The 25679-nt window shown below is 36.3% G+C and carries 38 protein-coding genes, 1 other RNA gene and 1 pseudogene; 36 read left to right on the top strand and 4 right to left on the bottom strand.

What is annotated here, in order from left to right; translation table 11 throughout:
• Nucleotides 1-189: pseudogene (locus ACRRVB_RS04775) on the top strand (IS5-like element ISCca5 family transposase); the annotation flags it as partial.
• A gap of 222 nt (nucleotides 190-411) precedes the next feature.
• Here ACRRVB_RS04775 and ACRRVB_RS04770 read toward each other — a convergent pair.
• A complete protein-coding gene (locus ACRRVB_RS04770; RefSeq protein WP_432466818.1) occupies nucleotides 412-1341 on the bottom strand; it encodes an ankyrin repeat domain-containing protein in 930 nt (309 codons plus the stop codon).
• Between the two features lie 473 nt (nucleotides 1342-1814).
• On the opposite strand from ACRRVB_RS04770, the gene ftsA reads away from it, so the two are divergent.
• The 6 genes from ftsA (at nucleotide 1815) to ACRRVB_RS04740 (ending at nucleotide 7602) form a co-directional block, all read left to right on the top strand.
• Nucleotides 1815-3119, top strand: a complete 1305-nt coding sequence (gene ftsA, locus ACRRVB_RS04765; RefSeq protein WP_432466817.1) for a cell division protein FtsA — start codon at nucleotides 1815-1817, stop codon at nucleotides 3117-3119.
• A gap of 70 nt (nucleotides 3120-3189) precedes the next feature.
• Complete coding sequence (ftsZ, locus tag ACRRVB_RS04760) at nucleotides 3190-4629, top strand: cell division protein FtsZ (protein WP_432466816.1); 1440 nt, start codon at nucleotides 3190-3192, stop codon at nucleotides 4627-4629.
• Nucleotides 4630-4634: 5 nt separating this feature from the next.
• Nucleotides 4635-5252 (top strand): coenzyme F420-0:L-glutamate ligase, encoded by a 618-nt coding sequence (locus ACRRVB_RS04755; RefSeq protein ID WP_432466815.1) that lies wholly within the window; start codon nucleotides 4635-4637, stop codon nucleotides 5250-5252.
• A gap of 303 nt (nucleotides 5253-5555) precedes the next feature.
• Nucleotides 5556-5990, top strand: a transfer-messenger RNA (tmRNA) gene (ssrA, locus tag ACRRVB_RS04750).
• Between the two features lie 175 nt (nucleotides 5991-6165).
• Nucleotides 6166-7026 (top strand): hypothetical protein, encoded by an 861-nt coding sequence (locus ACRRVB_RS04745; RefSeq protein ID WP_432466814.1) that lies wholly within the window; start codon nucleotides 6166-6168, stop codon nucleotides 7024-7026.
• Between the two features lie 21 nt (nucleotides 7027-7047).
• Nucleotides 7048-7602, top strand: coding sequence for a ribosome maturation factor RimM (locus tag ACRRVB_RS04740; RefSeq protein ID WP_432466813.1), 555 nt, complete (start codon nucleotides 7048-7050; stop codon nucleotides 7600-7602).
• A gap of 233 nt (nucleotides 7603-7835) precedes the next feature.
• Here the strand turns inward: ACRRVB_RS04740 and ACRRVB_RS04735 are convergent, their stop codons facing one another.
• On the bottom strand, nucleotides 7836-8039 hold the full coding sequence (locus ACRRVB_RS04735) for a DnaJ domain-containing protein (protein WP_432466812.1): 204 nt from the start codon (nucleotides 8037-8039) through the stop codon (nucleotides 7836-7838).
• Between the two features lie 70 nt (nucleotides 8040-8109).
• Here ACRRVB_RS04735 and ACRRVB_RS04730 point away from each other — a divergent pair.
• Nucleotides 8110-8873 (top strand): IS5 family transposase gene (locus ACRRVB_RS04730; RefSeq protein WP_432466339.1). Its coding sequence is split into 2 segments (ribosomal slippage): nucleotides 8110-8482 and nucleotides 8482-8873, totalling 765 coding nucleotides; the frame shifts between segments, so codons are not numbered across the junction.
• Nucleotides 8874-8878: 5 nt separating this feature from the next.
• On the opposite strand, the gene ACRRVB_RS04725 is transcribed toward ACRRVB_RS04730, so the two are convergent.
• The gene (locus ACRRVB_RS04725; RefSeq protein WP_432466811.1) at nucleotides 8879-10123 is read right to left on the bottom strand and encodes a hypothetical protein; all 1245 of its coding nucleotides are present in this window, start codon (nucleotides 10121-10123) and stop codon (nucleotides 8879-8881) included.
• A gap of 504 nt (nucleotides 10124-10627) precedes the next feature.
• Between ACRRVB_RS04725 and rplC the strand changes: the two genes are divergently transcribed.
• From rplC to rplQ, 28 genes are all read left to right on the top strand, one after another.
• Nucleotides 10628-11260, top strand: coding sequence for a 50S ribosomal protein L3 (rplC, locus tag ACRRVB_RS04720; RefSeq protein ID WP_432466810.1), 633 nt, complete (start codon nucleotides 10628-10630; stop codon nucleotides 11258-11260).
• A gap of 1 nt (nucleotide 11261) precedes the next feature.
• Nucleotides 11262-11891, top strand: a complete 630-nt coding sequence (rplD, locus tag ACRRVB_RS04715) for a 50S ribosomal protein L4 (RefSeq protein WP_432466809.1) — start codon at nucleotides 11262-11264, stop codon at nucleotides 11889-11891.
• 3 nt (nucleotides 11892-11894) lie between these two features.
• Nucleotides 11895-12182 (top strand): 50S ribosomal protein L23, encoded by a 288-nt coding sequence (gene rplW, locus ACRRVB_RS04710; RefSeq protein ID WP_432466808.1) that lies wholly within the window; start codon nucleotides 11895-11897, stop codon nucleotides 12180-12182.
• A 40-nt stretch (nucleotides 12183-12222) separates the two neighbouring features.
• Nucleotides 12223-13050, top strand: a complete 828-nt coding sequence (gene rplB / locus ACRRVB_RS04705; RefSeq protein ID WP_432466807.1) for a 50S ribosomal protein L2 — start codon at nucleotides 12223-12225, stop codon at nucleotides 13048-13050.
• A complete protein-coding gene (rpsS, locus tag ACRRVB_RS04700) occupies nucleotides 13050-13316 on the top strand; it encodes a 30S ribosomal protein S19 (protein ID WP_432466806.1) in 267 nt (88 codons plus the stop codon). The genes rplB and rpsS overlap by 1 nt, the downstream gene beginning before the upstream one ends.
• An 8-nt stretch (nucleotides 13317-13324) precedes the next feature.
• A complete protein-coding gene (gene rplV, locus ACRRVB_RS04695; protein ID WP_432466805.1) occupies nucleotides 13325-13711 on the top strand; it encodes a 50S ribosomal protein L22 in 387 nt (128 codons plus the stop codon).
• A gap of 19 nt (nucleotides 13712-13730) precedes the next feature.
• Nucleotides 13731-14435 carry a 30S ribosomal protein S3 gene (gene rpsC / locus ACRRVB_RS04690; protein WP_432466804.1) on the top strand — a complete coding sequence of 235 codons (705 nt, stop codon included), beginning with the start codon at nucleotides 13731-13733 and terminating at the stop codon, nucleotides 14433-14435.
• Nucleotides 14436-14483: 48 nt separating this feature from the next.
• On the top strand, nucleotides 14484-14912 hold the full coding sequence (rplP, locus tag ACRRVB_RS04685; protein WP_432466803.1) for a 50S ribosomal protein L16: 429 nt from the start codon (nucleotides 14484-14486) through the stop codon (nucleotides 14910-14912).
• Between the two features lie 83 nt (nucleotides 14913-14995).
• Nucleotides 14996-15190 (top strand): 50S ribosomal protein L29, encoded by a 195-nt coding sequence (rpmC, locus tag ACRRVB_RS04680; protein WP_432466802.1) that lies wholly within the window; start codon nucleotides 14996-14998, stop codon nucleotides 15188-15190.
• A gap of 13 nt (nucleotides 15191-15203) precedes the next feature.
• The gene (rpsQ, locus tag ACRRVB_RS04675; protein WP_432466800.1) at nucleotides 15204-15458 is read left to right on the top strand and encodes a 30S ribosomal protein S17; all 255 of its coding nucleotides are present in this window, start codon (nucleotides 15204-15206) and stop codon (nucleotides 15456-15458) included.
• A gap of 2 nt (nucleotides 15459-15460) precedes the next feature.
• On the top strand, nucleotides 15461-15829 hold the full coding sequence (rplN, locus tag ACRRVB_RS04670) for a 50S ribosomal protein L14 (protein ID WP_432466799.1): 369 nt from the start codon (nucleotides 15461-15463) through the stop codon (nucleotides 15827-15829).
• Nucleotides 15830-15832: 3 nt separating this feature from the next.
• A complete protein-coding gene (gene rplX, locus ACRRVB_RS04665) occupies nucleotides 15833-16180 on the top strand; it encodes a 50S ribosomal protein L24 (RefSeq protein WP_432466798.1) in 348 nt (115 codons plus the stop codon).
• Entirely contained in the window at nucleotides 16173-16727 is a 555-nt protein-coding gene (rplE, locus tag ACRRVB_RS04660) for a 50S ribosomal protein L5 (RefSeq protein WP_014934292.1), read from the top strand. Before rplX ends, rplE begins: the two co-directional genes overlap by 8 nt.
• Before the next feature lie 11 nt (nucleotides 16728-16738).
• Nucleotides 16739-17008 carry a 30S ribosomal protein S14 gene (rpsN, locus tag ACRRVB_RS04655; protein WP_432466797.1) on the top strand — a complete coding sequence of 90 codons (270 nt, stop codon included), beginning with the start codon at nucleotides 16739-16741 and terminating at the stop codon, nucleotides 17006-17008.
• Between the two features lie 57 nt (nucleotides 17009-17065).
• A complete protein-coding gene (rpsH, locus tag ACRRVB_RS04650) occupies nucleotides 17066-17470 on the top strand; it encodes a 30S ribosomal protein S8 (RefSeq protein WP_432466796.1) in 405 nt (134 codons plus the stop codon).
• A gap of 11 nt (nucleotides 17471-17481) precedes the next feature.
• The gene (gene rplF / locus ACRRVB_RS04645) at nucleotides 17482-18033 is read left to right on the top strand and encodes a 50S ribosomal protein L6 (RefSeq protein WP_432466795.1); all 552 of its coding nucleotides are present in this window, start codon (nucleotides 17482-17484) and stop codon (nucleotides 18031-18033) included.
• Nucleotides 18034-18090: 57 nt separating this feature from the next.
• Entirely contained in the window at nucleotides 18091-18438 is a 348-nt protein-coding gene (gene rplR / locus ACRRVB_RS04640) for a 50S ribosomal protein L18 (protein ID WP_432466819.1), read from the top strand.
• Between the two features lie 6 nt (nucleotides 18439-18444).
• Nucleotides 18445-18960, top strand: a complete 516-nt coding sequence (rpsE, locus tag ACRRVB_RS04635) for a 30S ribosomal protein S5 (protein WP_432466794.1) — start codon at nucleotides 18445-18447, stop codon at nucleotides 18958-18960.
• 6 nt (nucleotides 18961-18966) lie between these two features.
• Nucleotides 18967-19146: a 50S ribosomal protein L30 gene (gene rpmD, locus ACRRVB_RS04630; protein ID WP_432466793.1), complete on the top strand. Its 180-nt coding sequence runs from the start codon at nucleotides 18967-18969 to the stop codon at nucleotides 19144-19146.
• A 6-nt stretch (nucleotides 19147-19152) separates the two neighbouring features.
• Nucleotides 19153-19611 carry a 50S ribosomal protein L15 gene (rplO, locus tag ACRRVB_RS04625; RefSeq protein WP_432466792.1) on the top strand — a complete coding sequence of 153 codons (459 nt, stop codon included), beginning with the start codon at nucleotides 19153-19155 and terminating at the stop codon, nucleotides 19609-19611.
• Nucleotides 19604-20896, top strand: a complete 1293-nt coding sequence (secY, locus tag ACRRVB_RS04620; RefSeq protein ID WP_432466791.1) for a preprotein translocase subunit SecY — start codon at nucleotides 19604-19606, stop codon at nucleotides 20894-20896. The genes rplO and secY overlap by 8 nt, the downstream gene beginning before the upstream one ends.
• A 162-nt stretch (nucleotides 20897-21058) precedes the next feature.
• A complete protein-coding gene (gene infA, locus ACRRVB_RS04615) occupies nucleotides 21059-21295 on the top strand; it encodes a translation initiation factor IF-1 (RefSeq protein WP_014934283.1) in 237 nt (78 codons plus the stop codon).
• Nucleotides 21296-21297: 2 nt separating this feature from the next.
• On the top strand, nucleotides 21298-21414 hold the full coding sequence (gene rpmJ, locus ACRRVB_RS04610) for a 50S ribosomal protein L36 (protein WP_014934282.1): 117 nt from the start codon (nucleotides 21298-21300) through the stop codon (nucleotides 21412-21414).
• A 3-nt stretch (nucleotides 21415-21417) separates the two neighbouring features.
• Nucleotides 21418-21795: a 30S ribosomal protein S13 gene (gene rpsM / locus ACRRVB_RS04605; RefSeq protein ID WP_014934281.1), complete on the top strand. Its 378-nt coding sequence runs from the start codon at nucleotides 21418-21420 to the stop codon at nucleotides 21793-21795.
• A gap of 63 nt (nucleotides 21796-21858) precedes the next feature.
• Complete coding sequence (rpsK, locus tag ACRRVB_RS04600; protein WP_432466790.1) at nucleotides 21859-22251, top strand: 30S ribosomal protein S11; 393 nt, start codon at nucleotides 21859-21861, stop codon at nucleotides 22249-22251.
• A gap of 40 nt (nucleotides 22252-22291) precedes the next feature.
• On the top strand, nucleotides 22292-22900 hold the full coding sequence (rpsD, locus tag ACRRVB_RS04595) for a 30S ribosomal protein S4 (protein WP_432466789.1): 609 nt from the start codon (nucleotides 22292-22294) through the stop codon (nucleotides 22898-22900).
• A gap of 42 nt (nucleotides 22901-22942) precedes the next feature.
• Nucleotides 22943-23926: a DNA-directed RNA polymerase subunit alpha gene (locus ACRRVB_RS04590; RefSeq protein ID WP_432466788.1), complete on the top strand. Its 984-nt coding sequence runs from the start codon at nucleotides 22943-22945 to the stop codon at nucleotides 23924-23926.
• 60 nt (nucleotides 23927-23986) lie between these two features.
• A complete protein-coding gene (gene rplQ, locus ACRRVB_RS04585) occupies nucleotides 23987-24457 on the top strand; it encodes a 50S ribosomal protein L17 (RefSeq protein WP_432466787.1) in 471 nt (156 codons plus the stop codon).
• A gap of 156 nt (nucleotides 24458-24613) precedes the next feature.
• On the opposite strand, the gene ACRRVB_RS04580 is transcribed toward rplQ, so the two are convergent.
• A complete protein-coding gene (locus tag ACRRVB_RS04580) occupies nucleotides 24614-25408 on the bottom strand; it encodes an ankyrin repeat domain-containing protein (RefSeq protein WP_432466786.1) in 795 nt (264 codons plus the stop codon).
• Nucleotides 25409-25679: the final 271 nt, after the last annotated feature.

The raw sequence follows: 25679 nt of genomic DNA, 5'->3' as shown, positions 1-25679 counted from the left end.
TTTATGTGCTATTGCTCATAACCTACGACTGATTACAAGAAAATTATTCTTAATACCCTCACAGTCAAATAAATTAAAACCTATATAATTAAAATTCTTAATCCAAAACCAGTTATACCTATATCTTGGGTAAGAAAAATAGAGCGCCTGATAAACCATATATATTATAAAGAAATATCCATTCAATAAATTTATTCAAAAATAATATTTCAGGGCCGACTAATTATCATTATTAAATAAACATCTCTCAATCAATATGCGGACTAAAGACAATCAAACCAGCATAGACCAGGTTGTAAAAATACATACGATTATTGAATTCAATTATTGAAACTGAATACAAGTCGAAACGTAATCTTACATTTTTATTGTAACAACCTCTACGAATCACATATTTTATTCTGGTAAAAATCAAGCTGACTTTGGTGTGGTCTCATAAGACGGAAAATATTGTATACTTTTTTCTATAGCCTTAATGCATTCCAAACATTTCTTTTTTCTAGCTATATCAAAAACTGTTTCGTTAAAATTAGTTATGGTATAGATATCTATATCTTTAGACTTTAGGAGGGCCTCAACTACTAATACATTCTTTTCATTTATTGCCGTATGGAGTGGGGTATATCCATATACATCTTTTTCATTGACCTTAATTCTTTTATCTCTCAATAACAATTCAACTAATTCTGGGTTGTTTTGGAATGCTGCCCAATGCAGTACGGTATATTTATCTTCATGTGTTGCATTAACATCAATATTTTCATCTTTTAGTAATACCTTAACTATTTCTATATTACCTTCTTTTGCTGCACTATAAAGTGGGGTATGGCCATAGTCATTTCTTTGATTAATGTTTGCACCATTTTTTAATAAGTAGTTTACAAGTTCTATATCGGAATTTGAAATTGCATCAGACAAATCTTGACCGAGCCATGGTGTACTTGATATGGGGTATCCACTGTAGGCGCGTGTTGAACCTATAAAACTTTTAGTATAGGAATTAGTTGAGTTAGAAAATTTTGTATTTGATCCATTCAATGGACTTAATGCTGTTACCATAGCACTGCTATTATTTAACCCATTTCTATTGGCTACGGATGAACCATCTAAAAGACTAGATATCGCCATTGTACTAGCCCCTAAAATTACAGTTGTACCGACGACTGCTCCAGCAATAAATTTTTTAGGATTTCTATTGTAGCTTCTTTTTAAATTGCCTAAAGTGTAACCTCGTTCTCTAATATCTCTAACCATTTCTTGCTTTGTGGTTACGCAAGATGAAAAACCGTTTAAGCTTAATAGGCCAATGTATAGGCATATACAATAGTTTATTTTTTTCATGAAATTAATGTTTAGTATTAAATATATATTATAGTGAATCGATATGCATTTTCTTTACCAGGTCTTAGATCTAGTAAAAGATAAACCACTAAGTGGAAACCATAAAATATAAGAAAAAAATACTAAATATATTTATAATCAAGTCATTATATAGAATAAATAAGATTTTATCGAATGGTCTTATCTATTTTTTCATAGATTTATGCAAAATAAGGCAACTATACTGGGTCTATTCCGTTGTTGACCATGTATTGAGATGGCAGATCTGTAATATACAAGGTCCTTGAAATCCAGAGTAGGCCTGTACCACACATAATTATATCCTTAGTTTAATTTTGAATAAATTTTAATAAATTGTTGTAGTTTATGCAGCCCATGTAATAGTCGAGCAGCATGGGGTAGATTCAGTTAAACCGTTGCATGCATAGGCATACTCTTTTTAAGTAGCATTATCGCCATATATCCTTTTAGTTATGTCAGAAATTATCGCTAGTCTTGACATAGGTACTAGTAAAGTTTGTGTAGTTATAGGGGCACAAAGCCAATATGATCCTAATAAACTTGAGGTATTAGGTATGGGAAGTGCTGCTGCAGATGGGATTGTACGCGGTATGATTGTGAACATTGATAAGGCAGCTATTGCTGTTAAGCAAGCCCTGGAAGCTGCTGAAGAGGACTCTGGTATAAATATTAATATCGTACATGTAAATATTTCTGGGAAACATGTAACAGGATCTTGCCACCATGGTAGCATTACAAGAGATACCATAGAAGAAGAAATTACAGTAGAGGACATCAAAAAGCTTACCAATGATATGTACCGTATTGTTCCCCCCTTGGGTACAGAAATTGTGCATGCTATGCCGCAGGAATATACCATAGACTATGAAATTGTAACCCAAGATCCAGTAGGTATGTCAGGTGTGAAATTAGAAGCAAATTTCCATATTATTACAGCTAAGACCCACGCCATTCAAAACATACATAAATGTATTAAAAAAGCAGGTGTAGAAGCAGATATGGTCATAGCTTCTGCCCTAGCCGCTAGTTTGGCTATATTGAGTGATGAAGAAAAAGAAGCAGGTGTGTGTCTGATTGATTTCGGAAGCAGCATGATTAACATAGTAATCTTTTTTGATGCCATCATTCGGTATACCGCAACCATTCCACTCGGAGGACATATGATTACTTCAGATATACAACAAAGTTGTATGGTTATGGAACGGCAAGCAGAGTTATTAAAGGTAAAATTTGGTACCGTTGGATCCAATGCTTTGGTTACCCAATCAGTAGTAACGATTCCAGGATTGCGCAATCGTAGACCCAAAGAGATCATTACTGCTAATTTGGTTAAAATTATAGAGGCACGTGTAGAAGAAATAGTGACATTTATCCATGAAGAGATTTTGCATTCTGGTTTTTACGATAAGTTAGTAGCTGGTATGGTTGTAACAGGGGGGAGCGCCAACTTACCAGCCATACCAGCCATACTTCAGCAGGTAACTGGGTTGGATACACGGTTGGGCTTTCCAGATGAGTATCTAGAGGAGGGCAGTAGCAAGCAATTACGGGATCCTAGCTATGCCACTGCTATTGGATTAACGCTAGCTGGATTTAAAGCATTGGATTATAGAGAAGCCTATTATAGAGCAGCAAAGTCTGCCGATTTGAATGCTGGGAAAAAAAATGTTAAAAAAACAAAAAAAAGCAACTTTTCCTTTGCACGTATTCTTACCAAAACAAAAGCTTTTTTAGTGGACGATTACGATGAAAATTAGTCGAAAAAATAGTATCATATTGCCTAATGCATATAGCTTGTTGTAATGAAAGCACCTTATTGTCTAAATTATGAAGGATATTACCTATAAATTTGATTTACCGACCCACCATAAATCTATTATCAAAGTGATAGGCGTAGGTGGTGGTGGCAGCAATGCAGTGAACAACATGTATAAGCGTGGTATCAAAGATGTGTCCTTTATTGTTTGCAATACAGATGTCCAAGCGCTACAAAATAGTCCTATACCCATTAAGCTCCAAATTGGTGCAGCACTTACAAGTGGGCTAGGGGCTGGTGCCAATCCAGAAGTGGGGCGTAATGCTGCATTAGAAAGTAAAGAAAGTATTCTAGAATTATTGGATGATGATACCAAAATGCTTTTTGTTACAGCTGGAATGGGTGGTGGAACCGGTACAGGCGCGGCCCCTGTTATTGCTAGTATTGCTCGTCAGCAAAGTATCTTGACAGTTGGTATTGTGACATTACCTTTTTCATTTGAGGGCAAAAAAAAGCATTTACAAGCCCAAGAAGGTATTAATGAATTACGGAAACATTGTGATACAGTTCTTATTATCTTAAATGATAAAATTCAAACCATATTAGGCGGACTCTCGATTAGCGAAGCTTTTATAGAAGCGGATAATGTCTTGACCACTGCTGCTAAAAGCATTGCTGAGATTATTACGGTACCGGGTTATGTCAATGTAGATTTTGAAGATGTTAAGACGGTAATGAAAAATGCAGGTGCAGCGGTTATGGGTTCTGGCGAAGCCAGAGGTGAAGGCAGGGCATTACAGGCTGCTGAAACAGCGCTTGCTTCTCCTTTATTAGACTATACAGATATACGGGGTGCTAAGAAAATACTCTTATCTATTGTTTCCGGACAAGCAGCTGAGCTACAAATGGATGAATTAACCATTATTACCAATTATATACAAGAGCAAACGGGCAACGATGCTGAAATGATTTTTGGTCATGGTTCTGATTCAGAAATGGAAGAAAGCATTAGGGTTACAGTTATTGCTACTGGATTTAATAGGGAAACAGACCATGCGGATCAAGAGTTGCTCGCTCCGTCTAAACAGGAAGTGGCCTATACAGGGGCTAAAATATTGCACCATCCAGCCTCTAATACCGAAATCTTGGATGCTTCCACAAAAAAGATAATCGTGGAGCCTGTTTTAAAAACAGCTAAAGAAAGTTCCAAGCAGTCTGCAACATCAGAAGAATCTGCTATACAGTTGCCTCTACCTTTTGCTGCTCCTCAGGGAATAGTCTTGGAAAAAAGCTGTGCATATAGGCATGTACCCACTGTAACGTCCAAACGGGGTATTGCGCCGATAAATTGGGATGATCGCTATTTAAAAGAAGAGTTGGCCATACCTACCTATTTAAGAAAAAAAATAGTCCTTGATGCCGCAGATGCAAACGCAGAATGGATCCGCTATCGCTTAGATGATGCATTGGACCATCTTGATTTGAAACAAGGTCATCTACCCCATGAGTAATAATAATGATGCAAATTACTGCTTATAAAACCCATAAAGTTAAGCCTGGGGAGTCTTTGCACCTTATACTAGATCAGTATTTACCTAAAATAGCGCCTCAAAGTATCATTATAATTACGTCAAAAGTTGTTGCTCTATGTCAGAATAGGATAGTCCACCAAAGCATTATTTCTAATAAATTGGCTTTTATCCAAAATGAATCCGACTTCTATCTAGAAGGTGATTATATAGAAAGGTATGGTGTAGTATTAACCATGAAAAATCATATACTTATTCCAACAGCTGGTATAGATGCATCGAATGGGAACGGGTATTATATTTTATATCCTGAAGACCCACAAAAAACAGCTACTGAAATTTGGCAGTACTGCCGCACGCGTTATCCTAATCAAGAGATGGGTGTACTCATTACAGATAGCCACACTACACCTTTGCGTAGAGGCGTAGTCGGTATAGCATTGGCTTGGTGTGGATTCGCACCATTATACAGTTATATTGGGAAGCTCGATATATTTAATAATCTATTGCGCGTCAGTATGATTAATATTTTAGATGGTTTGGCAGCAAGTGCTGTGCTAGTTATGGGTGAAGGCAATGAACAAACACCATTGGCTATTATTTAAGAGGCACCAAAGATTACTTTTCAGAGTAGACCACCCACTCAAGAAGAACTGCAATCGATTATTATAGACCCTTCAGATGACTTGTATGCACCATTATTGACAAGCGTGAAGTGGAAAAAAAGTATTAAAACGGCTATCTCTTCTATAGTTGACTGAAAAGATGCATTACAGAGGGGAGAATAAAAACTTGACAGGTCCTCTTTATAGGATGTCTAAAAAGTAGATTTGGTTCGACCCGTAAAAAGTATTAAATTTAAATCCTCTTAGAGTGTTATCTCTATATAAGTCAAAGTAAAGTGCATTGGGGCTGACTGGAATTGACGGGAAGATTAAATCCAATGTAAGCATGCGAGGTGTTGTAAGTATTACCTCTGCTATAAAACTTACACAATCCGTAAACGGCAACTTAGCTGTAATCAATAATTCCCGCCGTTGCAAATTTGTTGCGCTTCGAAGAAAAGAAGAAGAGGACGACGATTTGCGTATGGCTGCTTAATCGATAGATTAAGGGGAATTTGTCCCGCTGGTTTTTGTGTTATCGGATCAGCATAGGGGCATCGATGGATGGCACTAGTGTGGCCAGGTGCGTGATGGCCGCATAAATCATCACCGCGCATAAGCGTAACATCAGGTGCGTAGCTGACCTTGGTTGCGCCGACAATAAACAGTTGCTAAGCATGTAGAAAGCGTTGCGGTTTGCTTGTTCGGACGAGGGTTCGATTCCCTCCAGCTCCACTTAATTAAGATAAAGCCTTTATGGTCCGTTAGCTATTAAACTTTAAATAAAGCCCCATGGCTATCCCCCCATATAGGGTTTCCTACATCGTAGGACAAGAAATCTGTTTCTGGTTCTTGTATGGTTAAAAAAGCTATAATAGAGGTACATCATATAATTTTTATACTTTAAATTAACATGACAAAAAGCATCAAACATTTATCTACCGTCGCTTTATTTTCTTTATCTACTATACTATTCACTGGATATATAGCACCAGTGCAAGCAATCCAAGAGGCAGTGGTAGAAAAAGAAGTTTTGCACCATAAACTAGAAGCGATCTGGAAAGAGAAAGCAAAAGAGACTATGCTAAACATAGAAAAGTTGGTAAAAAAAAATAAAATAGCGCAACTAAAACTGCAGAAAAAGTTACAGCAGCTGCTAAATTTTTCTTTGAAAGCGCATAAAAAGCATTTTTTTAAAATGCCGTTTGACCAACTCCAGGTTATTTGTTCTAAGATGGAAAATTTAAAAGCTATAGATAAAAAATCTAAGTCAGCAATTGAGGCGTTATTTAACTTATTCCAACAATTATGTGAAGAAAATTTAAAAAATGGAATAAAAACTAAAATAGATTTACAAGACCCATTGCAAAAAAAAATGGAAGAAGAGATAAACCTAGCCTTTGAACAGATGATTAACTTATTCCATAGCCAGACTGTCCAAGCAAATAATGATCTGATTTTATTGGCCGATGATTCCAAGGTCATGTATGACTATATTGTTTCTTCTTGCCAGCAAATACAAATAATAGTTGCTAGTCTTCCTTGTTCGCTAATGGAGCAGCAATCCTTTCTTGCCAATCTGAAAAAAGTGAACACATTAATGGGTGAAAGCTTAGAAGTCAAGAAAGATTTAATGGCAGCTATACCGCATATTTTAAAAAAAAATCTTCAAAAATTGGGAAAACAAATAAGCCAAGCGGTCCATAAAATCCTCTATCGCTATACTAAGTTAGATCAAGCGTTGATGGTAAGTGATATGATACTTTTCGATTAACTAAGTCAATAGCTGATAGATATGTCCTTATACCCTATAGAACTGTTTTATGAAGCCATTCAAAAAGAGGAATATTTCCAAATTGGGAGCTTTAAAAAGCCGATTGGAAAAGATGGTGGGTTAGTAGCTTTATTTGTAGCCTACAGCCCAGCTGAACTAGCCAAACTACCTGCTCTTTTTGTAGAGGTAGATGATGTAAAAGTACCCTATACCATTAAAAATATTACCAGTACGGCCGAAAAAACGGTTATACACTTAGATCTTATCCCATCTAAAACCGAAGCTTATACACTCCGTAATTTATCCCTATTTCTTCCCATAGCCCTTCAACCGAAATGGCAGCAAACTACCTTGCCTTATAGCTTGGTAGGGGCCGTAGTAGAAGATATTGCCTTAGGTCCCCTGGGCAGCATACAATCCATCTATCGGATGCGGGATCAATATATCATGGCCGTTGACCATCGTAAAAAAGAGCTTTTGATTCCTTACGTTACACCATTTTTGATCAATGTTAATACAGCAGCAAAGAAAATTACCGTAGCACTTCCAGAGGGCTACTTAGAGGCCATGTTGTAATATATAATCCAGTTTTTATCTTTTATTACCTACTAATCTTGTTCTGCGGAGCAGAATAAATATTTTTATTATTGTATTTTTTTAGTAATGGAAGGCCAGTGGGTAAAATGATAAATTTTACCCACTGGCCTTCCTAAAGTAGATTAGCAATAGCTTCGCAACATAATAAAGGAGATATAAGTTTAGCCAGGTCCTGTGTTGTTAGCCGTAGGGGGTGTGTTTTATTTCTGCTTTTACATCTCTAAATCTTCTTTTATTAATGTATATGCGTTCATTATGCTTTTGCATTTCTCCTCAGCGCCTGCGTCATTACATTTATCTGGATGGTATTTGAGAGAGAGTTTGTTATAAGCCTTCTTTAGGTCTTCAGCAGATGCACCTTCCTCAAGCTCTAAGGTTGTATATGCTTTCTTTATTTCGCTAGATAGTGTCGTCATGAAATATTTTGTATATTTGTTTTGTAGTTCATATTATATTTTTAGATCATAACATCAATTATATTTATAGATGTCTAAATGGATTCACCGTCATGATATTTCAGACAAAGTATGGTCTATTTTATCACCTCTACTTCCAGGTCAACAAGGAGGTTGGGGAGCTGTTGCCAAAGATAATAGACTGTTTATTAATGCAGTATTTTGGATTTTACGTACAGGATCTCCTTGGCGTGATCTTCCATCGAGCTATGGAGATTGGAAAAACACTCATCGTAGATTTTCTCGCTGGAGAGATAATGGTATATGGGAGAGGATCTTAGAAAAACTGATTAATAATACTGATTTTAAATGGCTTATGATTGATGCTACTTATATTAAAGTACATATACATGGAACGGGTGCAAAAGGAGGCAACCAATCTATGAGTCGAACAAAAGGGGGCTTAATACGAAGCTACATTTGGCCGTGGATGCGTCTGGTATGCCGATCAGAGCTATTATCACAGAAGGTACCAGAGCTGATTGTAGCCAATCTCCATATCTTATTGAGGGGATAACTCCAAAGCATTTGTTGGCAGACCGTGCCTATGATACCGATAAAATCATTAAATATACTATAGAAAAAGGTATTGTTCCTGTTATCCCTTCCAAGAAAAACAGAAAAACAAAACGTTATTTTGACAAGAATTTATATAAATTCCGACATCTTATTGAGAATATGTTTCTCAAAATTAAGCAATGGAGAGGAATCTCCACTAGGTATGCAAAGAACACAGCATCCTTCTTGGCAGCTGTCCAAATTAGATGTATCCATTTATGGGCTAACTTTTTATGACGACACTATCTAGAAAAAGCAGCAGAGGTCCAAGGGTCATAACCAACTAGTGCTTTACCTGTATACTTACCAGAAGAGGTTGCATAAATCCATGCTAGCCTACTGTTTATCGTACCATTATCATTGAAAAATCTTTTAACTTCAATATCGTTCAGATCTAACGCAGGAAATTTTCTTTTTAACTTATCTTTAATTTGATCCAATAAAGGAATGCTATATCCATTACCAAGCTTAATTATTCCTAGGTCCTTATCCTCTTCCCGGATAGTATCTTGTAGGTTTTGTTTGTAAAGTTGTTCAATCGTGTAGTTAATTTGTACCTCACCTCTATAGTTACTAGAAGAGGTTCCATAAATCCGTACGATGCCACAACTATTGCTAGTTGGCTCAACTTTCACTTCAATATCGTCCATATTTAACGCAGGAAATTTTCTTTTTAAGAAATTTTTAATTTCTATTGCATAGGCTGAAGGCCTTGCACTTTCATTATTAGTGATTTTTATATTCTTACTAGTAATGATATCGCTTAGTTTTTGTTTTTGTTTTTGTTTTTTAGCTTCTTGTTCTTCTTGTTCTTCTTGTTTAAACATGCAAGTAAGGTTTATAACACCTGTATAATTACCAGAAGAGGTTGAAGAAATTTGTACGTAGAAGTCACTAGATATGCCTTCTATATACCTAAGGTCACTTACGAAAATTTCAATATGGTCTGTATTTAACGCAGGATATTTTCTTTTTAAGCTATTTCGAATTTCGTTTTTATACGTTGAAGGCCTTGTACTTTCATTATCAGCCTTAATTATTTCTAAGTTACTACTCGTAATGATATCGGCTAGATTTTGTTTTTGTCTTTTAGCTTCTTGTTCTTCTTGTTTAAACATGCAAGTAAGGTTTATAACACCTGTATAATTACCAGAAGAGGTTGAAGAAATTTGTACGTAGAAGTCACTAAATATGCCTTCTATATAACTAAGATCAATTACGAAAATGTTAATATGGTCTGTATTTAACGTAGGATATCTTTTTTTTAAGCTATTTTCAATTTCGTTTTTATACATTGAAGGCCGTAGACTTTTATTATTCTTCTTAATTATTTCTAGGTTTCTATTAGTAATGATATCGGCTAAATTTTGTTTGTGTCTTTTAACCTTACTGATAGGATAATTGTTACCAATAGAACCATCAAGAAAGTCACATGTTTGTGCGGTAGTAGATAATGCTAAGACCAATAAAAGAAATGTTTTTTTCATTTGCATGGTAATTTTTAGTTTTTAAGAATTTTAATTTTTGAGAATTGTTGTACCCCAAATATACAATAATATTTGAGTAATTATAGGAACAGCGGGTATTGATACATAAAGCGCGCGGTAATAAAATTGTACATTGTATAACAGACTCATAATGAATCATAGTCTCAGCAGACTCCTTATTTAGGGTCATTGGCAGTGGATGTTTTTTGTACTTTTAATCCCACTATAGCTATACCAACTATTTATAGTTTGGCTGCATCCAGTTAATGCCCATTTAGATAAAGTGTTCATATAGCAACTATATTCAGTGATCTAGGCTTTTTTCTTTATCCGTTAATTTTTATATCTTTGGATCACGCGCATACTAGATGTAATAGCGGTTTAAGGTTAAACCATTTGATTTACCTTAAATTTTGTTTAAATTTGTCCTTTCACTGTTCTATCCTTCCTGGTTTTTTTGGCTGGTTTTAGAGCGATTAAGTGGGTATGATTAGTATTTAAGTTATGATTGGAATCATAGGAAAAAAAATTGGAATGACCAGTCTTTATGATGGTAAGGGTCACAAAAAAGCATGTACCATCATTCAGGGAGGCCCCTGTGTAGTGACACAGCTTAGAACAAAGTCTATAGATGGATATCAGGCTGTTCAGTTGTCTTATGACGATAAAAAAGAAAAAAATACTTCTAAGTCCCTTATGGGCCATTTTGCTAAAGCTTCTACTACACCTAAGCGCAAGCAAGTGGAGTTCAGATGTGATGATGAAGCAGTATGGCAGCAAGTTGCATTGGGTCAAGTGGTTCGCATAGAAGATGTTTTTGTAGAAGGTCAATTTATAGACGTAGTTGGTACCTCCAAAGGTAAGGGCTTTCAGGGTGTTGTAAAGCGGCATGGGTTTAGTGGCGTTGGTAGCCGTTCTCATGGTCAGCACAATCGAGAAAGAGCACCTGGTTCTGTTGGTGCAGCTTCTTTTCCCTCTCGTGTATTCAAAGGAATGCGTATGGCTGGAAGAACAGGAGGCAACAGGGTTAAGGTGACCAACCTTCAAGTGGTAAAAGTTTTGCCAGAGAAAAATCTAATTGTACTCCATGGAGCAGTCCCTGGTGCAAATAATGGTTACGTAATTTTGGAGAAGTAAAATGAACCTATCAGTATTAAAATATACAGGGGAAGAGGTAGGTCGTTCTGTTCAATTGCCGAAAGAAGTATTTGGTATTGAACCCAATGATCATGCCATTTATTTGGATGTAAAGGCTATCTTAGCCGGTAGGCGTCAAGGTACCCACCAATCAAAAGAGCGCAATGCAGTAAGTGGTTCTAGAAGAAAAATTAAAAGGCAAAAAGGAAGCGGAACAGCTAGAGCGGGTGATATTAAGTCTCCTTTATTCAGAGGAGGGGGGCGTACTTTTGGTCCAAGGCCAAGAGATTATAGTTTTAAATTAAACCGTAAGGTAAAGAAATTAGCTAGAAGGTCTGCCTTGACCTATAAGGCTAAGTCAAACCATATTGCTATCTTAGAGTCCTTTTCTTTTGAGGCGCCAAAAACAAAAAACTATTTGGGTATGCTCCAAAAATTGTCTTTTCTAGATGAAAAGACATTATTGATTATACCTAGTGTAGATAAAAATATTGTATTATCTAGTAGGAATATAAAGCAAGCAAAGGTAGTTTGTGTCGACCATGTTAATACCTATGATCTTTTGCATGCCAAAAAATTGTTGATTATGGAAACAGCTATAACGCCTATAGTAGAAAAATTGACACAATAACAGATGCGTATCCTAAAGAAGCCCTTGGTAACAGAAAAAATGTCAGCGCTTAATAAGCGTGGCATATATGGTTTAATCGTAGATGATCGTGCCAATAAGTACCAAATACAAAAAGAGATTGAACGTTTTTATGGTGTTACAGTCCATAAAATCAATACCATGCGTTATGCAGGTAAACCAATAACGCGCCATACTAAGTCGTGTGTAATAAAAGGAAAGCGGCCTTCCTATAAGAAAGTACTTATAACGCTTAAGGCAGGGGATGTCATAGATTTTTATGGCAATTTTTAGTCTTTTGCATTGAATTTTATAGCTGTTAGTTGATCTAGTTATGCCATTAAAAAAACTTAACCCAACCACGCCCGGTCAGCGTTTTAGAATAGCACCAGATTTCTCTACTGTTCTTACTGCGCGTAAACCAGAGAAGTCACTCTTAGTAAAAACCAAACGCACAGCCGGTCGGAACAATCGTGGTAGGATTACTGTTCCCCATAGAGGTGGTGGACATAAGCGGCGTGCCCGCCTTATCGATTTCAAAAGGAAAAAAATAGCTGTTCCTGCATTTGTCCATTCTATTCAGTATGATCCTATGCGCACTGCATACATAGCCCTACTCCATTATGTAGATGGTGAGAAAAGTTATATTATAGCACCAGAAGGACTTAAAGTAGGCGCTAAGGTTGTAGCAGGCCCAAATGTACCGATAGAACTAGGTAATGCTATGGAAATGAAAGATATCCCATTGGGAACGATTATCCATAACATTGAACTAGCCCCTGGACGTGGCGCTGCATTGGCAAGGAGTGCAGGTGCATATGCACAGTTGCTTTCCAAAAGTGGTAAGTATGTAACCATTAAGTTGCCTTCTGGTGAAAGGCGATTGGTATTAGACCATTGTATGGCTACCATTGGAGCTGTTTCCAATAGTGACCATGCTAATGTTACCATTGCCAAAGCAGGTAGAAGTCGCTGGATGGGTAAAAGACCTCGTGTACGCGCCGTTGTAATGAACCCCGTGGATCATCCAATGGGTGGTGGTGAAGGAAAAGCTTCTGGAGGACATCCTAGATCCTTTAAAGGGTTATATGCAAAAGGTAAAAAAACACGCAATCGCAATAAATATTCTACTAGACTGATCATTAGTAAAAAGAAAAAATAATGGGTAGATCTATAAAAAAAGGACCTTATGTGGCGCATCATCTACAACGTAAGATAGACATGCTCAATCATTCCGGTAAAAAAACAGTAGTTAAAACTTGGTCAAGGCGGTCAACCATTACGCCAGATTTTGTCGGCCATACCCTTGCAGTACACAATGGGCATAAATTTATTCCTGTTTTTATTACAGAGTCAATGGTAAGCCATAAAGTTGGTGAATTTGCTTTAACAAGAACTTTTAAAGGACATACCTCTAAAAAAAGATAATGTAAACTATGGAGGCAATAGCAAAATTAAGAAAGCTCCCTATATCTGAACGTAAAGTTGGGCGTTTAGCGGCACTTATTAGAGGAAAAAGCGTGGCTACTGCATTAGCTATTTTGCAAAATAAGCCACAACAAGCTGCGCTTCAGTTGAAAAAACTTTTACTTTCTGCTATTTCAAATTGGCAAAATAATCATGCAGCTGCTTTCGAAGATGGTGCAATTTTTGTCAAGAAAATAACAGTAGATAGAGCTGGTATGTTAAAAAGAGTTATGCCCGCACCAAGAGGTGTAGCACACAGGATTAGAAAACGATCTAGTCATGTTGTTATGGTGGTGGATACTTTACGGGATTCTATTCCTGTGTCACATCAGATTGCTTCAAGTACAACAACGTAACCACATTAATCATACTACAATGGGTCAAAAAGTTAATCCCGTCGGTTTTAGAGTTGGGTTCATTCGTAAGCCAGATTCTAGTTGGTTTGCATCAAAATCCTCCTATGTAGAAAAGTTAATGGAGGACGAAAAAATACGTACCTATCTAGATGCGCGAATGGCCAAAGCTAGCGTTGCTAGAATACTTATAGAACGTGCCGGTAAAAAAATTACCATTACCATCCGAACCGCTCGTCCAGGTATTGTTATTGGAAAGTCCGGTGCAGAAGTTGACAAGGTCAAAGAAGAGTTGAAAAAGCTAACTAAAAAAGAAGTTGAGCTTAATATTGTTGAGATAAAAAAACCAGATTTAGAAGCTAAATTGGTTGGCTTGCAAATTGCGCAACAGATTAGAGGTCGTATGCCTTATAAGCGTGTAGTAAAGCAAGCTATAGCTGCTGTAATCCGTTCTGGTGCACAAGGTGTTAAAATTAAGCTTTCGGGTAGGTTAGATGGTGCTGAAATGGCTAGGTCAGATGAATTTAAAGAAGGGTCTGTTCCGCTCCATACCCTTCGTAATGATATAGACTATACAGCAGTCGAAGCCCATACCATTTATGGAAGAATAGGTATTAAAGTTTGGATTTCTAGAGGTGATGTTGCAGTTAATCATCTTCAACGTTCAGTTGGAAAATCTCCTAAAGTAGGAGATAAAGGGTTTCTTTCTTCCAAAGAGCGGAAGTAGTTGGGCCCTGCATTACTACAATATTAATTTTTGCATTGCATAACAAAAATGTTACAACCAAAACGAGTACGTTACAGAAAAACGCAGAAAGGAAGAATAAAAGGCTTATCAATGAAGGGAAATTCATTAGAATTTGGTACCTTTGGGCTGAAGGCATTGGAACCCTCATATATTACTGCTAGGCAAATTGAGGCCATGCGTATTGCCATTACAAGAGAAATGAAACGGCAAGGTCAAGTTTGGAATAGGATTTTTCCAGATAAGTCTCTAACTAAAAAACCAGCTGAAGTAAGGATGGGAAAGGGTAAAGGTGCGCCAGATTCTTTTGTAGCCGTTGTAAAACCTGGTAGGATTCTTTTTGAGTTAGATGGTGTAGCTAAAGAAGTCGCAGAGCGTGCGATGCGTCTTGCCATGCATAAGTTACCTATTAAGGCACATTTCGTAGTTCGTAGAGATTATGTTCATTCAGTAGGGTAGCTTGTGGAGCCATTCGAAGGTTTTTTGCCTATGCTTAGGCTATTACTTTAATGTGCTATTCAATTAAGTAATAAGTTTTTAAAATGAAGTACAAAGAAATTCAGTTATTTTCTTCTAAAGAATGCAACGATAAATTAAAAGAAGCCTTAAATTATTTAGTCAAACTAAAGCTTGCTCATTCGGTTTCTCCAATTGAGGATCCGATGAAAATTAGGGCGGCAAGAAAATCCATTGCAAGGCTAAAAACAGCTCAGAACAGTTGTCGAAGCAACCATTAGAATCCTAACCACCATGGTGAGAAATAGAAGAAAAGAAAAGGTAGGAAGGGTTACCAGTAATAAAGCCCATAAGACCATTACCGTTGTAACAGATACAAAAGCTATACACCCCGTATATGGTAAGTTTGTAAAAACATCTACCAAATTTATGGCACATGATGAAGCAAACAGCTGTAGTATTGGTGATTTGGTAAAAATTATGGAAACCCGTCCTTTAAGTAAAAAAAAGAGATGGCGATTGGTTCAAATCATAGAAAGAGCTAAGTAAAAATGATACAACAGGAGTCAATATTAAAAGTAGCTGATAATAGTGGTGCAAAAACAGCCCTTTGCATTCGTGTTTTGGGTGGAACCCGTAAGCGTTATGCCCAAGTTGGTGATAAAATTGTAGTAACCGTAAAAACAGCTAACCCTTCTAGTACCCTTAAAAAGGGCACTATTTCCAAAGCTGTTGTGGTCCGTACCCGAAAAGAATTAAGGCGTAAAGATGGTTCTTATATTCGCTTCGAGGACAATGCTATTGTTTTAATTGAAAACAACAATGAGCCCAAAGGAACTGGGGTTTTTGGGCCAGTGGCTCGAGAAGTTCGAGATAATAAATTTATGAAAATAGCCTCTTTAGCTGACGAAGTACTATAAAGCATGAAGCAAACAATAAAAAAAAGTTTTAAGATTCATATTCGAACAGGAGACCGTGTAAAAATTTTGACTGGCAAACACAGAAATGAGCAAGGAACTGTTTTAAAGGTATTCCCTAAAAAATATCGAGCTGTTGTTGAAGGTATGAATATAGTAGTTAGACATTTAAAGCCTTCTACTGAGCATCCTAAAGGAACCATCCAAAGGATACCTTCTTCTATTCACATTAGTAATCTGATGTTGATAGATGCAGTAAGCGGATCTCCTACTCGTGTAGGAAGAAAGTGTAATGAAGCCGGCAAGCTCCAGCGGTATGCTAAAAAAACAGGAAATTTTATAAAAAATGGTTAAGCCTAGATTACAAGAAAAATATTTTGCAGAAGTTATTCCTTCGCTTAAAGATTTATTCGGGTACAAATCTGTTATGCAAGTCCCCAGGTTACATAAAATATGTATCAATCAAGGATTAGGTGATGGTGCATCCAATAAAAAATTAATTCAACTTGGTTTAGAAGAATTAACTGCTATTGCTGGACAGTGTGCTGTGGCTACCCGTGCTAAAAAATCAGTTTCTAATTTCAAGCTTAGAGAAGGTATGCCTATTGGTGTAAAAGTTACTTTACGCGGCAGGTTGATGTATGAATTTCTTGATCGTTTTATATCTATTGCCCTGCCTAGGATTAGAAATTTTTGGGGATTGAAGGCCAACGGATTTGATGGAAAAGGCAACTATAATGTAGGCATTCAAGAGCAAATCATATTTCCAGAGATTAGCATTGATAAAGTAATTAAGATTAACGGTATGAACATAACTTTTGTTACAACTGCCCAAAATAATGAAACCGCATTTCAACTTTTAAAAGCTTTAGGAATGCCCTTTAATATGGTGCAAGATTAAATTAAAAGGTTATGGCAAAAGAATCAGTCAAAGCAAGAGACAAAAAAAGAAGGCATTTGGTAGCCAAATATGCCGCTAAAAGAATTGCATTAAAAAAGCAAGGCAACTATATGGCACTCGATAAACTTCCCAAAAATAGTTCTCCAGTTAGATTGCGTAATAGGTGTAATATAACCGGTAGAGCCCGTGGATATATGAGAAGATTTGGTATTTCCCGGTTAGTCTTTAGAAAATGGGCTTTAGAAGGGAAGTTACCAGGTATACGGAAAGCAAGTTGGTAGTCAGCTAACCTATGAGTCTATATACCTGTTTTTATTATTTGTTAATATATAATCACCATGACTACAGATCCAATAGCTGATTATCTTACTAGAATTAGAAATGCCATTAGTGCCAAGCATAGAGTAGTAGAAATTCCTGCGTCAAAAACAAAGACAAAGCTTACAGAAGTGTTGCAAGAACAAGGGTATATACGAGGGTATAAGCTGGTCTCTAACCCAGATAGTGTTCAGCCAGTTATCAAAATTGCCCTCAAATATGATGCTTTTACAAAGCAATCTGCTATTGTACATTTAAAACGTGTGAGTAAGCCAGGCTTGCGTAAATATTCTACTGCTGCTGCTATGCCTACCGTCATTAATGGATTAGGAATAGCCATACTGTCCACCTCTAAGGGTATTATGACTGATAAAGAAGCCCGTAAAGTCCATGTTGGTGGTGAAGTACTTTGTTATGTTTACTAAAATCAGGAAAAATGTCAAGAATAGGGAAGCAGCCCATTAATGTACCGCCAGGCGTTACCGTATCTGCCCTAGATGGTGGAATCATACAAGTTCAGGGCCCTAAAGGTCTACTGCAACAGCAAATTGACTCAACCATAATGGTTGAGATTTCTGAAAGGTTGGTTAAGCTAATGCCCGTTGATGCTAAAAAATCTAAAGCCCTTTATGGTCTTTATAGAGCTTTGATTCATAATATGGTGGTAGGCGTTAGCGTTGGCTTTAAGTCTACCTTAGAGTTGGTAGGGGTTGGTTACAAAGCCAATGTCCAAGGTACCCTATTAGAATTAAGTTTAGGTTATTCTCATGATATTGCTTTGGTCTTGCCAGAGGAAGTAATCGCTACAGCTGAATTGCCTAAAGGCAAAAATCCATTGGTCCATTTAGAATGTATAGATAAGCAGCTTTTGGGTCAAGTAGCTGCAAAAATTCGTTCCTTAAGAAAAGTTGAGCCTTATAAAGGCAAAGGTGTCAGGCGTTTAGGTGAGGTAGTGCGTCGTAAAGTTGGAAAGTCTACTAAAAAGTAGCATCTATATTTTTGAATGTTGGCCTATTTTATATTCCTATATAGTAAAAAAATGAAAATAAAGGATAACAAAGTAGCAAGAAGGCTTAAAGTTAGGAAAAGCATTAGAAAGCGTTTGCATGGAACGTTGGCTCAGCCACGTCTTTCGCTTTTCAAGAGTAATACTTGTATATATGCCCAGCTTATCAATGATGAAACAGGAGAAACCCTGCTCGCTTCTTCGTTGTACAAGTTAAAAATTAGTAAAAATAACGTTACTGGAGCATTAGAATTAGGAAAAGCAATTGCGCAACAAGCGTTGGCTAAAGGTATTACCCATATTGTCTTTGATCGTTCTGGATATACGTATCATGGTAAAGTCAAAGCATTGGCTGAAGGTGCTCGCGCAAACGGTCTTAAATTTTAGTTAAAAATGATATTAAGTGGTAGAAAACTCAGAGCTAGTAATTATAATCTTGAGGAGAAAGTAGTAGCCATTAAGCGCGTTACCAAAGTAGTAGAAGGTGGGCGTAGGTTTAGTTCTTCTGCAGTTGTAGTAGTTGGAAATGGTGATGGTATTGTTGGATATGGTCTTGGCAAGGCAAAAGAGTTAACAGATGCTATTGCTAAAGGTGTAGAAGCAGCTAAGCGCAACCTAATCAAAGTTCCTATTTTACGTGATACCATTCCACATGGTGCAGTGGGCAAATATGGTGGTGGAAATGTTTTGATTCAACCAGCAGCTTCTGGTACTGGTGTAATTGCAGGTGGTGGTGTCCGTATCGTCTTAGAAAGTGTAGGTATTAAAAACGTTTTGTCTAAGTCTCAAGGTTCTTCTAATCCGCACAATGTCGTAAAGGCAACTTTTAAAGCATTGTTGCAATTGCGTGATCCCATCACTATTGCCAAGCAGCGTGGCATTACTTTAGATAAGCTCTTTAATGGATAAAATCTTATGGAACAAATTAAAATTACCCAAGTACGAAGTTTAATCAAACGTCCTAAATCGCAAAAAGCGACCATTCAAGCACTTGGGTTGGGGAGGGTTAATAAACGTGTTGTAGTTGACGCTACTCCTCAAATATGGGGTATGGTACATAAAGTCAATCACTTAGTGGTTATAGAAAAGATATAATAGCTTATGGAATTACATACACTTAAGCCAGCAGTAGGTGCTTTAAAGCATAAAAAGCGCGTAGGTAGGGGGCAAGGTTCCGGTAAAGGTGGAACCGCTACACGTGGTTACAATGGTGCACAATCTAGATCTGGTTATAAAAGAAAAATTGGTTTTGAAGGAGGTCAACAACCACTCCAGAGGCGTATTCCTATGTATGGATTTAAATGTCCGAGTAGAATTGAGTTTACACCTTTAAATCTTTCTACTTTGCAAGCCTTGGCAGAGAAGCATCATGTTTCTTCTATAGATCATATTTTCTTGAGAAAGCATAATGTAATCGGGAAGTATGAAAAATATAAAATACTAGGAAATGGTCAGTTAAACCTTAAACTTTCCGTTGCGGCACATCGTTGCTCAGCTACTGCTTTACAAGCCATTCAAAATCTTGGTGGAGAAGTTATCATCTTGTCAATATATGAATAAGTTATTTAAAGTTGTTAAGGATATATTTTTAATAAAAGAATTACGCATTCGTATAAGGAATACACTATTTTTTCTATTGCTTTTCCGTATAGGTAGTATTATTGTTTTGCCTGGTATAGATGTAACTCAAATTTCTGGCCATGCAAAGCGCGTTTTTGGCTTACTCGATAGTTTTTTAGGTGGTTCACTCAGCCAAGTTTCCATTTTTTCAGTAGGCGTTACCCCTTATATCTCTGCCTCTATTATTATGCAACTTTTGTCCATTGCTTGGCCAAAAATTCAAAAAATACAACGTGATGGAGAAATGGGGAAACGTAAAATTGCGCAAATTTCTCGTATTCTTACTATTTTTATCGCTATTTTTCAGTCTTTTCAATATTTACTTATTGCTACAAGTAGTGAAAATGTTTCTATAAGTCGTACTTTTTTTATTTTTATTTCTATCATTATTTTAACCGCAGGTGCCATATTTTGTATGTGGCTAGGAGAAAAAATTACTGATAAAGGGATTGGCAATGGTGTAACCATGTTAATGATGGTGGGTATTGTCTCCTCTTTTCCTGCTGCTTTATATCAAGAAGCGGTATGCCGTGGCAGTAAAGGTATGTTTCTATTTGTATTAGAGTTACTCATATTGTTTTTAATTGTCCTTGCGCTAGTTGCTTTTACACAAGCTACACGCAGGGTTCCTATTCAATATGCAAGGCAATTGAGTACCAGTACCATATATGGAGGACAACGTCAATATATACCATTTAAGTTAAATAGCGCAGGTGTAATGCCTGTTATATTTGCCAACCTTTTGATTTTTTGCATTTCATGTCTTTTAAATTTTTGGAAAGGTAAATTTCCTTGGTTGGATCTCATTTTTGGTATGTTGCGCGATGATACCAGTTGGTTATTTAATTTTTTATTTGCTTTTTTGATTATTGTTTTTACATTTTTTTATACCGCTATTACAGTCAACCCTGTACAAATAGCAGAAGATATGAAGCGTGCCAATAGCTTTATTCCTGGCGTTACCTCTGGCAATGCAACGGCCCGTTTTTTAGATGATGTATTAGACAGAATCACCTTGCCAGGCGCTGTTTTCTTGGCAATTATTGCTGTTTTGCCTACTTTTGCCCGTATAGTTGGATTAAGTTCTCCTTTTTATAAGTTCTTTGGTGGAACTTCTTTATTGATTATGGTCAGTTCGATGCTTGAAACCCTTCAGCAAGTTGAAAGCTATTTGTTGATGCGTCGATATGAAGTAATTATTAACAAAGGTGCTAGGTTGCAGTAGTAAATTTTTAATAAAGTTTCCATATTTTTAGAGCTATTTGCTATAAATTTAGTATATTAGTCCCAGAAAGGTCCTTGTTTATTATATGATGGTTTTCTTTGTAAAAACTACAAATATAAATATATAAGCAAAGTAAAATAAAATAAGATTACATAATATAATATGGCTAAAATACCTCCTATTGAACAAGGTGGAATAGTGCAAGAAGCATTACCCAATGCAGTATTCAAGGTTGCACTTAAAAATGGTCATATTGTTAGGGCCCATATTTCTGGGAAGATGCGTAAAAATTATATTAAAATTCTTCCTGGTGACTCTGTTAGAATGGAGTTAACCCCTTATGATTTGACACAAGCCAGGATAGTGCATAGATACAAAGCAACTGAACAGTTACACTAGTTATGAAAGTTAAAACATCTGTTAGGAAAAGAAGTGTAGATTGCAAAATTGTACGTCGGAAAGGTGTATTATATGTGATTAATAAGAAGCAGCCTAAATTTAAACAAAGACAAGGATAAGGTATGGCTAGGGTATTAGGTGTAGACATTCCAGATAACAAGCGTGGAGAGATTGCGCTTACATATATATATGGAATTGGCAGAAGTTCTGCAAATAAGATTCTTCAAGCAGTTCAAATGGATAAAGACCGGCGTGTTTCTACTTGGACAGATGATGAACTAAAAGCCATTAGAACAGCTATTCGTGGTGTATATAAGATAGAAGGGGACTTAAAGTCCGAAATTCGATTGAATATTAAACGGTTGGTTGAGATTAAGTGTTATAGAGGCCATAGGCATCAAATGGGCTTGCCTGTTCGTGGGCAGCGAACTAAGACCAATGCCAGAACACGTAAAGGAAAGCCTAAAACAATTGCGAATAAAAAGAAAGCTACCAAATAAAGTCTAATTTGTCATTAGGTAGTATCCTTTCTTGTCTTTAAAGAAAGTTTATAGACGATTACTATGAAAAATATAGGAAAAAATAAAGTTAAAAAAAGAGTTGTAAAAGTTGGTAAAGAGGGGCAGGCACATATCCAAGCTACTTTTAATAACCTTATTATTTCAATTACAAATGAAGTTGGTCAAGTGATTGCTTGGTCTTCTTCTGGTAAGATGGGCTTTAAGGGATCTAAAAAGAACACACCTTATGCTGCCCAAATGGCATCAGCAGATTGTGCAAAGGCTGCTTATGCGTTAGGTCTGCGACGGGTCAATGTATTTGTAAAGGGGCCAGGTATTGGCCGTGAATCAGCCATTCGTGCCCTTCAAGATCATTCTGTAGAGGTGATTTCTATAAGAGATGTTACGCCTCTTCCTCACAATGGTTGCAGGCCACCTAAGCGTAGGCGTCCATAAATGATACAATTTACTATTTATACTAGAAGAAATATAGCGTATGGCAAGATATCGTGGTCCAAAGGCCAAGGTTGCGAGAAGATATAACAGTCCGATATTTGGTTCATCTGTTGGTAAGGTATTACAGAAAAAAAATTATCCACCAGGGCAACATGGTAGAAGACGTAAAAGGCGTTCTCAATTTGGTCTTCAATTGATGGAGCAACAAAAAGCAAAATACACTTATGGATTATTACAACGTCAGTTTAAAAATCTTTGTGAAAAAGCTGCTAAAAGTAAAGGCATTACCGGTGAGCTAATCCTTCAGCGGCTAGAGGCTCGTTTAGACAATACAGTTTATAGGCTAGGTATTGCCACTACACGAGGTGAAGCAAGGCAGATGGTATCTCATAGGCATATTACAGTAAATACTAAAATAGTAGATATCCCTTCTTATACTTTGAAGCCTGGCCAAATAATAGGCATAGCAAAGAAGGCAGAAAAAATAGCTTTGATTGTTCATAATGTAACAAATAGTCCATCCAATAAATATAGTTGGTTGGAGTGGGATCCATCATTGATGGTAGGTAAGTTTCTTGCCTTTCCGCAGCGTTCTGAAATACCAGAAGAAATTAATGAACGAAGCATTGTGGAGCTCCATTCTAAATAAGTCCTTCTATTGTTTCCTTTTTAAATCAAATAAAGATTCTATATGTCGTTATTAGCCTTTCAAATGCCAGAGAAAATATTTGTGGAGCAAGTTGATTCTTTTCATGGTATTTTTAGTTTTCGTCCACTTGAAAAGGGATATGGTACTACTATTGGTAATGCACTTAGACGTGTATTATTATCTTCTTTAGAAGGGTACGCTATTGTTTCCATTAAAATTCCTGGTGTCCGTCACGAGTTTTCTACGATTGAAGGGGTACAAGAAGATCTAGTAGAAATCATTTTAAACCTCAAACAAGTCCGCTTAAAAAAAAAATTAGAAGGTGGTAGTGATGTTATTTCTGTTCGGGTTAATAAATCTGAATTTCGTGCAGGTGATATTGCACAAGCTACTTCTTTTTTTGAAGTTTTAAATCCAGATTTATTGATTTGTAGGCTTGATTCATCGGCCAGTTTTGATATAGAGCTTCATATAATGAAGCATAGGGGCTATCTTTCAGCTGAGGAGCATAAACCTAAAGAACCAATCTTAGATCTTATTCCTATTGATGCTATTTTTTCTCCTATTATAAGTGTACAGTATCGTGTTGAGAATATGCGTGTGGAGCAACGTACCGATTATGAACAATTGACATTTGAAGTAAAAACAGATGGTTCTATAAGTCCAGAAGAAAGCGTTCGACAAGCAGCTAAGTTAATGATTCAACACCTTAACTTGTTATCTGGTCAGGAAATTGTTGTGCAATCACCGGAGGATGAAACGGTTCAGATATTAGATGAAGAAACAGTAGCCATGCAAAAAAATCTTAAAACTCATATTAGTGAGCTACAATGTTCTTCTCGTGTATTAAATTGTCTTAAATCAGCAGGTATTGAAACTTTAGAAGATCTTGTAACCGTAAAAGATTTTGATACGATGAAGTTTAGAAACTTTGGTCGTAAGTCACGTGATGAAATTGATCAACTTTTGGCAGAAAAGCATCTAAAGATTGGTATGGATCTCTCTAGGTATAAATTAGATGGGTAATTTTTGTTTGAAGTTAATTCTATAGTACCTTTTAAGTAAAAATCGTATTAGTATAAATCAATGAGGCACAGAAATAAAATTAACCGGCTGGGTAGGCCTGTAGGTCATAGAAAAGCATTGCTTATGAATTTATCCAAGTCGCTTATTATCCATAAGCGTATTGTGACCACTTTGGCTAAAGGAAAAGTATTGCGTTCATTTATTGAGCCTATTCTTACTAGAGCAAAGCAAGATACTACGCATGCTAGAAGAATGGTTTTTTCTCACTTTCAAGATAAAGTCCCCGTAAAAGAGCTCTTCAATCATATTGCTGAGAAAATTGAACAACGTCCAGGTGGTTATACACGCATTATTAAGTTGGCCAATCGTGCTGGAGATAATGCTGCTATGTGTATGATTGAATTAGTAGATTACAATGATGTCTACACAAAAGAAGCCAAAATTGTTAAAACCTCTCGGCGTAGGAAAAAGAAAAAAACTACTCCTGTTGTGGATGAAGTAGTTGGTGAAACAGTTTCTGATCAAGGATAAAGGCATATATTTTATGCTTATTTTTCTTATATCAAAAGCAAATAAAAACTTAAAAGCTTTGTAAAAAGTTGTCGTAGGTATAAAAATATCTTTTTTACGGTACGCCCCTTTTTACAAAGTGAGCCCCCTTTCATTGTGATGGCATCACAATTTATTTCAAGGGTTGTATGCTATATCGCCATTTTCATAGCCTAAAAGATAATTTTCGTTTCCATCTTGCCCATAAATCAGCTCAGGATGACGGTCTATTAATTGTTGTACTATATGAATATGACCATTTTTTGCTGCTAAATGAAGAGCGGTCCAACCATTATTATTTTTTGTATCAATCAGCTCAGGATGACGGTCTATTAATTGTTGTACTATATGAATATGACCATTTTTTGCTGCTAGATGAAGAGGCGTTTGACCACAATTATCTTGTATATTAACCTGGATATAATTATTATTTATTAAGCGGTTGAATATATCTTCGTGCCCCATTTCTGCTGCTAAATGAAGAGCCGTTTGACCATAATTATCTTTTGCATTAACTCCGATAGCGTTGTACTTCAGTAGGCAGTTTACTGATCTTACATAATGGAGTATGGTTGCCCAATGAAGAGCGGTCCGACCACAATGATCTTTTACATTAAGATAAGTATTGTTGTATTGCAATAGTTTTTTTACGGTTTGGGTATCATTTTTTCGTATTGCCCAGTGAAGAGGTATTGGACCATCTGGGCCTTCTATAATACCGTAAATACCTTTATACTCGAATACTTCTTTTAGTTTTATTTCATAACTATTTTTTACGTTCAAATAAAGAAGTGGCTGGCCATAATTATTTTCATCCATTCCATACTTACTAGAAAATTTACCACAAGCAGTACTAAGTACTAGAGAGGAGACTATGCTTAATTGAGGAATTAATTTAGAAAATAAAATGTATTGTATAGGTTGTTTGTCCATATATTATATAATTTTAGATTATAATATAACATATTAAAAAAATCTAAATAGTCGGTCCTGAAATACTGTATAATTATTTGTTAATCAGCAAATAAATGGTTAAATTTGTATTGGTTAATAACCAGTTTTAGAGTTGTTTTGTATAAAAAGCTTGCAAAATAAGGATGAAATCTAAGAAAATAAATAATAGCCTTGAGCGTTTGTTTGAGCAACGCTTATCTAGTTTTCTTAACCCGAAACATCCTTTATTCCAGTTATCTGATTCGATTCC

Origin of the sequence: Candidatus Cardinium hertigii, assembly GCF_050864855.1 — a bacterium.
Taxonomy (GTDB): Bacteria; Bacteroidota; Bacteroidia; order Cytophagales; family Amoebophilaceae; genus Cardinium; species Cardinium hertigii_C.
The sequence above is the reverse complement of the archived record's forward strand: the minus strand, read 5'-3'. Positions and strand labels throughout refer to the sequence as shown.

Excerpts from the sequence above, each read along its gene's own strand:
- ACRRVB_RS04770 (WP_432466818.1), bottom strand. The coding sequence starts at position 1,341 with ATGAAAAAAATAAACTATTGTATATGCCTATACATTGGCCTATTAAGC.
- ftsA (WP_432466817.1), top strand. The coding sequence starts at position 1,815 with ATGTCAGAAATTATCGCTAGTCTTGACATAGGTACTAGTAAAGTTTGT.
- ftsZ (WP_432466816.1), top strand. The coding sequence starts at position 3,190 with ATGAAGGATATTACCTATAAATTTGATTTACCGACCCACCATAAATCT.
- ACRRVB_RS04755 (WP_432466815.1), top strand. The coding sequence starts at position 4,635 with ATGATGCAAATTACTGCTTATAAAACCCATAAAGTTAAGCCTGGGGAG.
- ACRRVB_RS04745 (WP_432466814.1), top strand. The coding sequence starts at position 6,166 with ATGACAAAAAGCATCAAACATTTATCTACCGTCGCTTTATTTTCTTTA.
- ACRRVB_RS04740 (WP_432466813.1), top strand. The coding sequence starts at position 7,048 with ATGTCCTTATACCCTATAGAACTGTTTTATGAAGCCATTCAAAAAGAG.
- ACRRVB_RS04735 (WP_432466812.1), bottom strand. The coding sequence starts at position 8,039 with ATGACGACACTATCTAGCGAAATAAAGAAAGCATATACAACCTTAGAG.
- ACRRVB_RS04725 (WP_432466811.1), bottom strand. The coding sequence starts at position 10,123 with ATGAAAAAAACATTTCTTTTATTGGTCTTAGCATTATCTACTACCGCA.
- rplC (WP_432466810.1), top strand. The coding sequence starts at position 10,628 with ATGATTGGAATCATAGGAAAAAAAATTGGAATGACCAGTCTTTATGAT.
- rplD (WP_432466809.1), top strand. The coding sequence starts at position 11,262 with ATGAACCTATCAGTATTAAAATATACAGGGGAAGAGGTAGGTCGTTCT.
- rplW (WP_432466808.1), top strand. The coding sequence starts at position 11,895 with ATGCGTATCCTAAAGAAGCCCTTGGTAACAGAAAAAATGTCAGCGCTT.
- rplB (WP_432466807.1), top strand. The coding sequence starts at position 12,223 with ATGCCATTAAAAAAACTTAACCCAACCACGCCCGGTCAGCGTTTTAGA.
- rpsS (WP_432466806.1), top strand. The coding sequence starts at position 13,050 with ATGGGTAGATCTATAAAAAAAGGACCTTATGTGGCGCATCATCTACAA.
- rplV (WP_432466805.1), top strand. The coding sequence starts at position 13,325 with ATGGAGGCAATAGCAAAATTAAGAAAGCTCCCTATATCTGAACGTAAA.
- rpsC (WP_432466804.1), top strand. The coding sequence starts at position 13,731 with ATGGGTCAAAAAGTTAATCCCGTCGGTTTTAGAGTTGGGTTCATTCGT.
- rplP (WP_432466803.1), top strand. The coding sequence starts at position 14,484 with ATGTTACAACCAAAACGAGTACGTTACAGAAAAACGCAGAAAGGAAGA.
- rpmC (WP_432466802.1), top strand. The coding sequence starts at position 14,996 with ATGAAGTACAAAGAAATTCAGTTATTTTCTTCTAAAGAATGCAACGAT.
- rpsQ (WP_432466800.1), top strand. The coding sequence starts at position 15,204 with ATGGTGAGAAATAGAAGAAAAGAAAAGGTAGGAAGGGTTACCAGTAAT.
- rplN (WP_432466799.1), top strand. The coding sequence starts at position 15,461 with ATGATACAACAGGAGTCAATATTAAAAGTAGCTGATAATAGTGGTGCA.
- rplX (WP_432466798.1), top strand. The coding sequence starts at position 15,833 with ATGAAGCAAACAATAAAAAAAAGTTTTAAGATTCATATTCGAACAGGA.
- rplE (WP_014934292.1), top strand. The coding sequence starts at position 16,173 with ATGGTTAAGCCTAGATTACAAGAAAAATATTTTGCAGAAGTTATTCCT.
- rpsN (WP_432466797.1), top strand. The coding sequence starts at position 16,739 with ATGGCAAAAGAATCAGTCAAAGCAAGAGACAAAAAAAGAAGGCATTTG.
- rpsH (WP_432466796.1), top strand. The coding sequence starts at position 17,066 with ATGACTACAGATCCAATAGCTGATTATCTTACTAGAATTAGAAATGCC.
- rplF (WP_432466795.1), top strand. The coding sequence starts at position 17,482 with ATGTCAAGAATAGGGAAGCAGCCCATTAATGTACCGCCAGGCGTTACC.
- rpsE (WP_432466794.1), top strand. The coding sequence starts at position 18,445 with ATGATATTAAGTGGTAGAAAACTCAGAGCTAGTAATTATAATCTTGAG.
- rpmD (WP_432466793.1), top strand. The coding sequence starts at position 18,967 with ATGGAACAAATTAAAATTACCCAAGTACGAAGTTTAATCAAACGTCCT.
- rplO (WP_432466792.1), top strand. The coding sequence starts at position 19,153 with ATGGAATTACATACACTTAAGCCAGCAGTAGGTGCTTTAAAGCATAAA.
- secY (WP_432466791.1), top strand. The coding sequence starts at position 19,604 with ATGAATAAGTTATTTAAAGTTGTTAAGGATATATTTTTAATAAAAGAA.
- infA (WP_014934283.1), top strand. The coding sequence starts at position 21,059 with ATGGCTAAAATACCTCCTATTGAACAAGGTGGAATAGTGCAAGAAGCA.
- rpmJ (WP_014934282.1), top strand. The coding sequence starts at position 21,298 with ATGAAAGTTAAAACATCTGTTAGGAAAAGAAGTGTAGATTGCAAAATT.
- rpsM (WP_014934281.1), top strand. The coding sequence starts at position 21,418 with ATGGCTAGGGTATTAGGTGTAGACATTCCAGATAACAAGCGTGGAGAG.
- rpsK (WP_432466790.1), top strand. The coding sequence starts at position 21,859 with ATGAAAAATATAGGAAAAAATAAAGTTAAAAAAAGAGTTGTAAAAGTT.
- rpsD (WP_432466789.1), top strand. The coding sequence starts at position 22,292 with ATGGCAAGATATCGTGGTCCAAAGGCCAAGGTTGCGAGAAGATATAAC.
- ACRRVB_RS04590 (WP_432466788.1), top strand. The coding sequence starts at position 22,943 with ATGTCGTTATTAGCCTTTCAAATGCCAGAGAAAATATTTGTGGAGCAA.
- rplQ (WP_432466787.1), top strand. The coding sequence starts at position 23,987 with ATGAGGCACAGAAATAAAATTAACCGGCTGGGTAGGCCTGTAGGTCAT.
- ACRRVB_RS04580 (WP_432466786.1), bottom strand. The coding sequence starts at position 25,408 with ATGGACAAACAACCTATACAATACATTTTATTTTCTAAATTAATTCCT.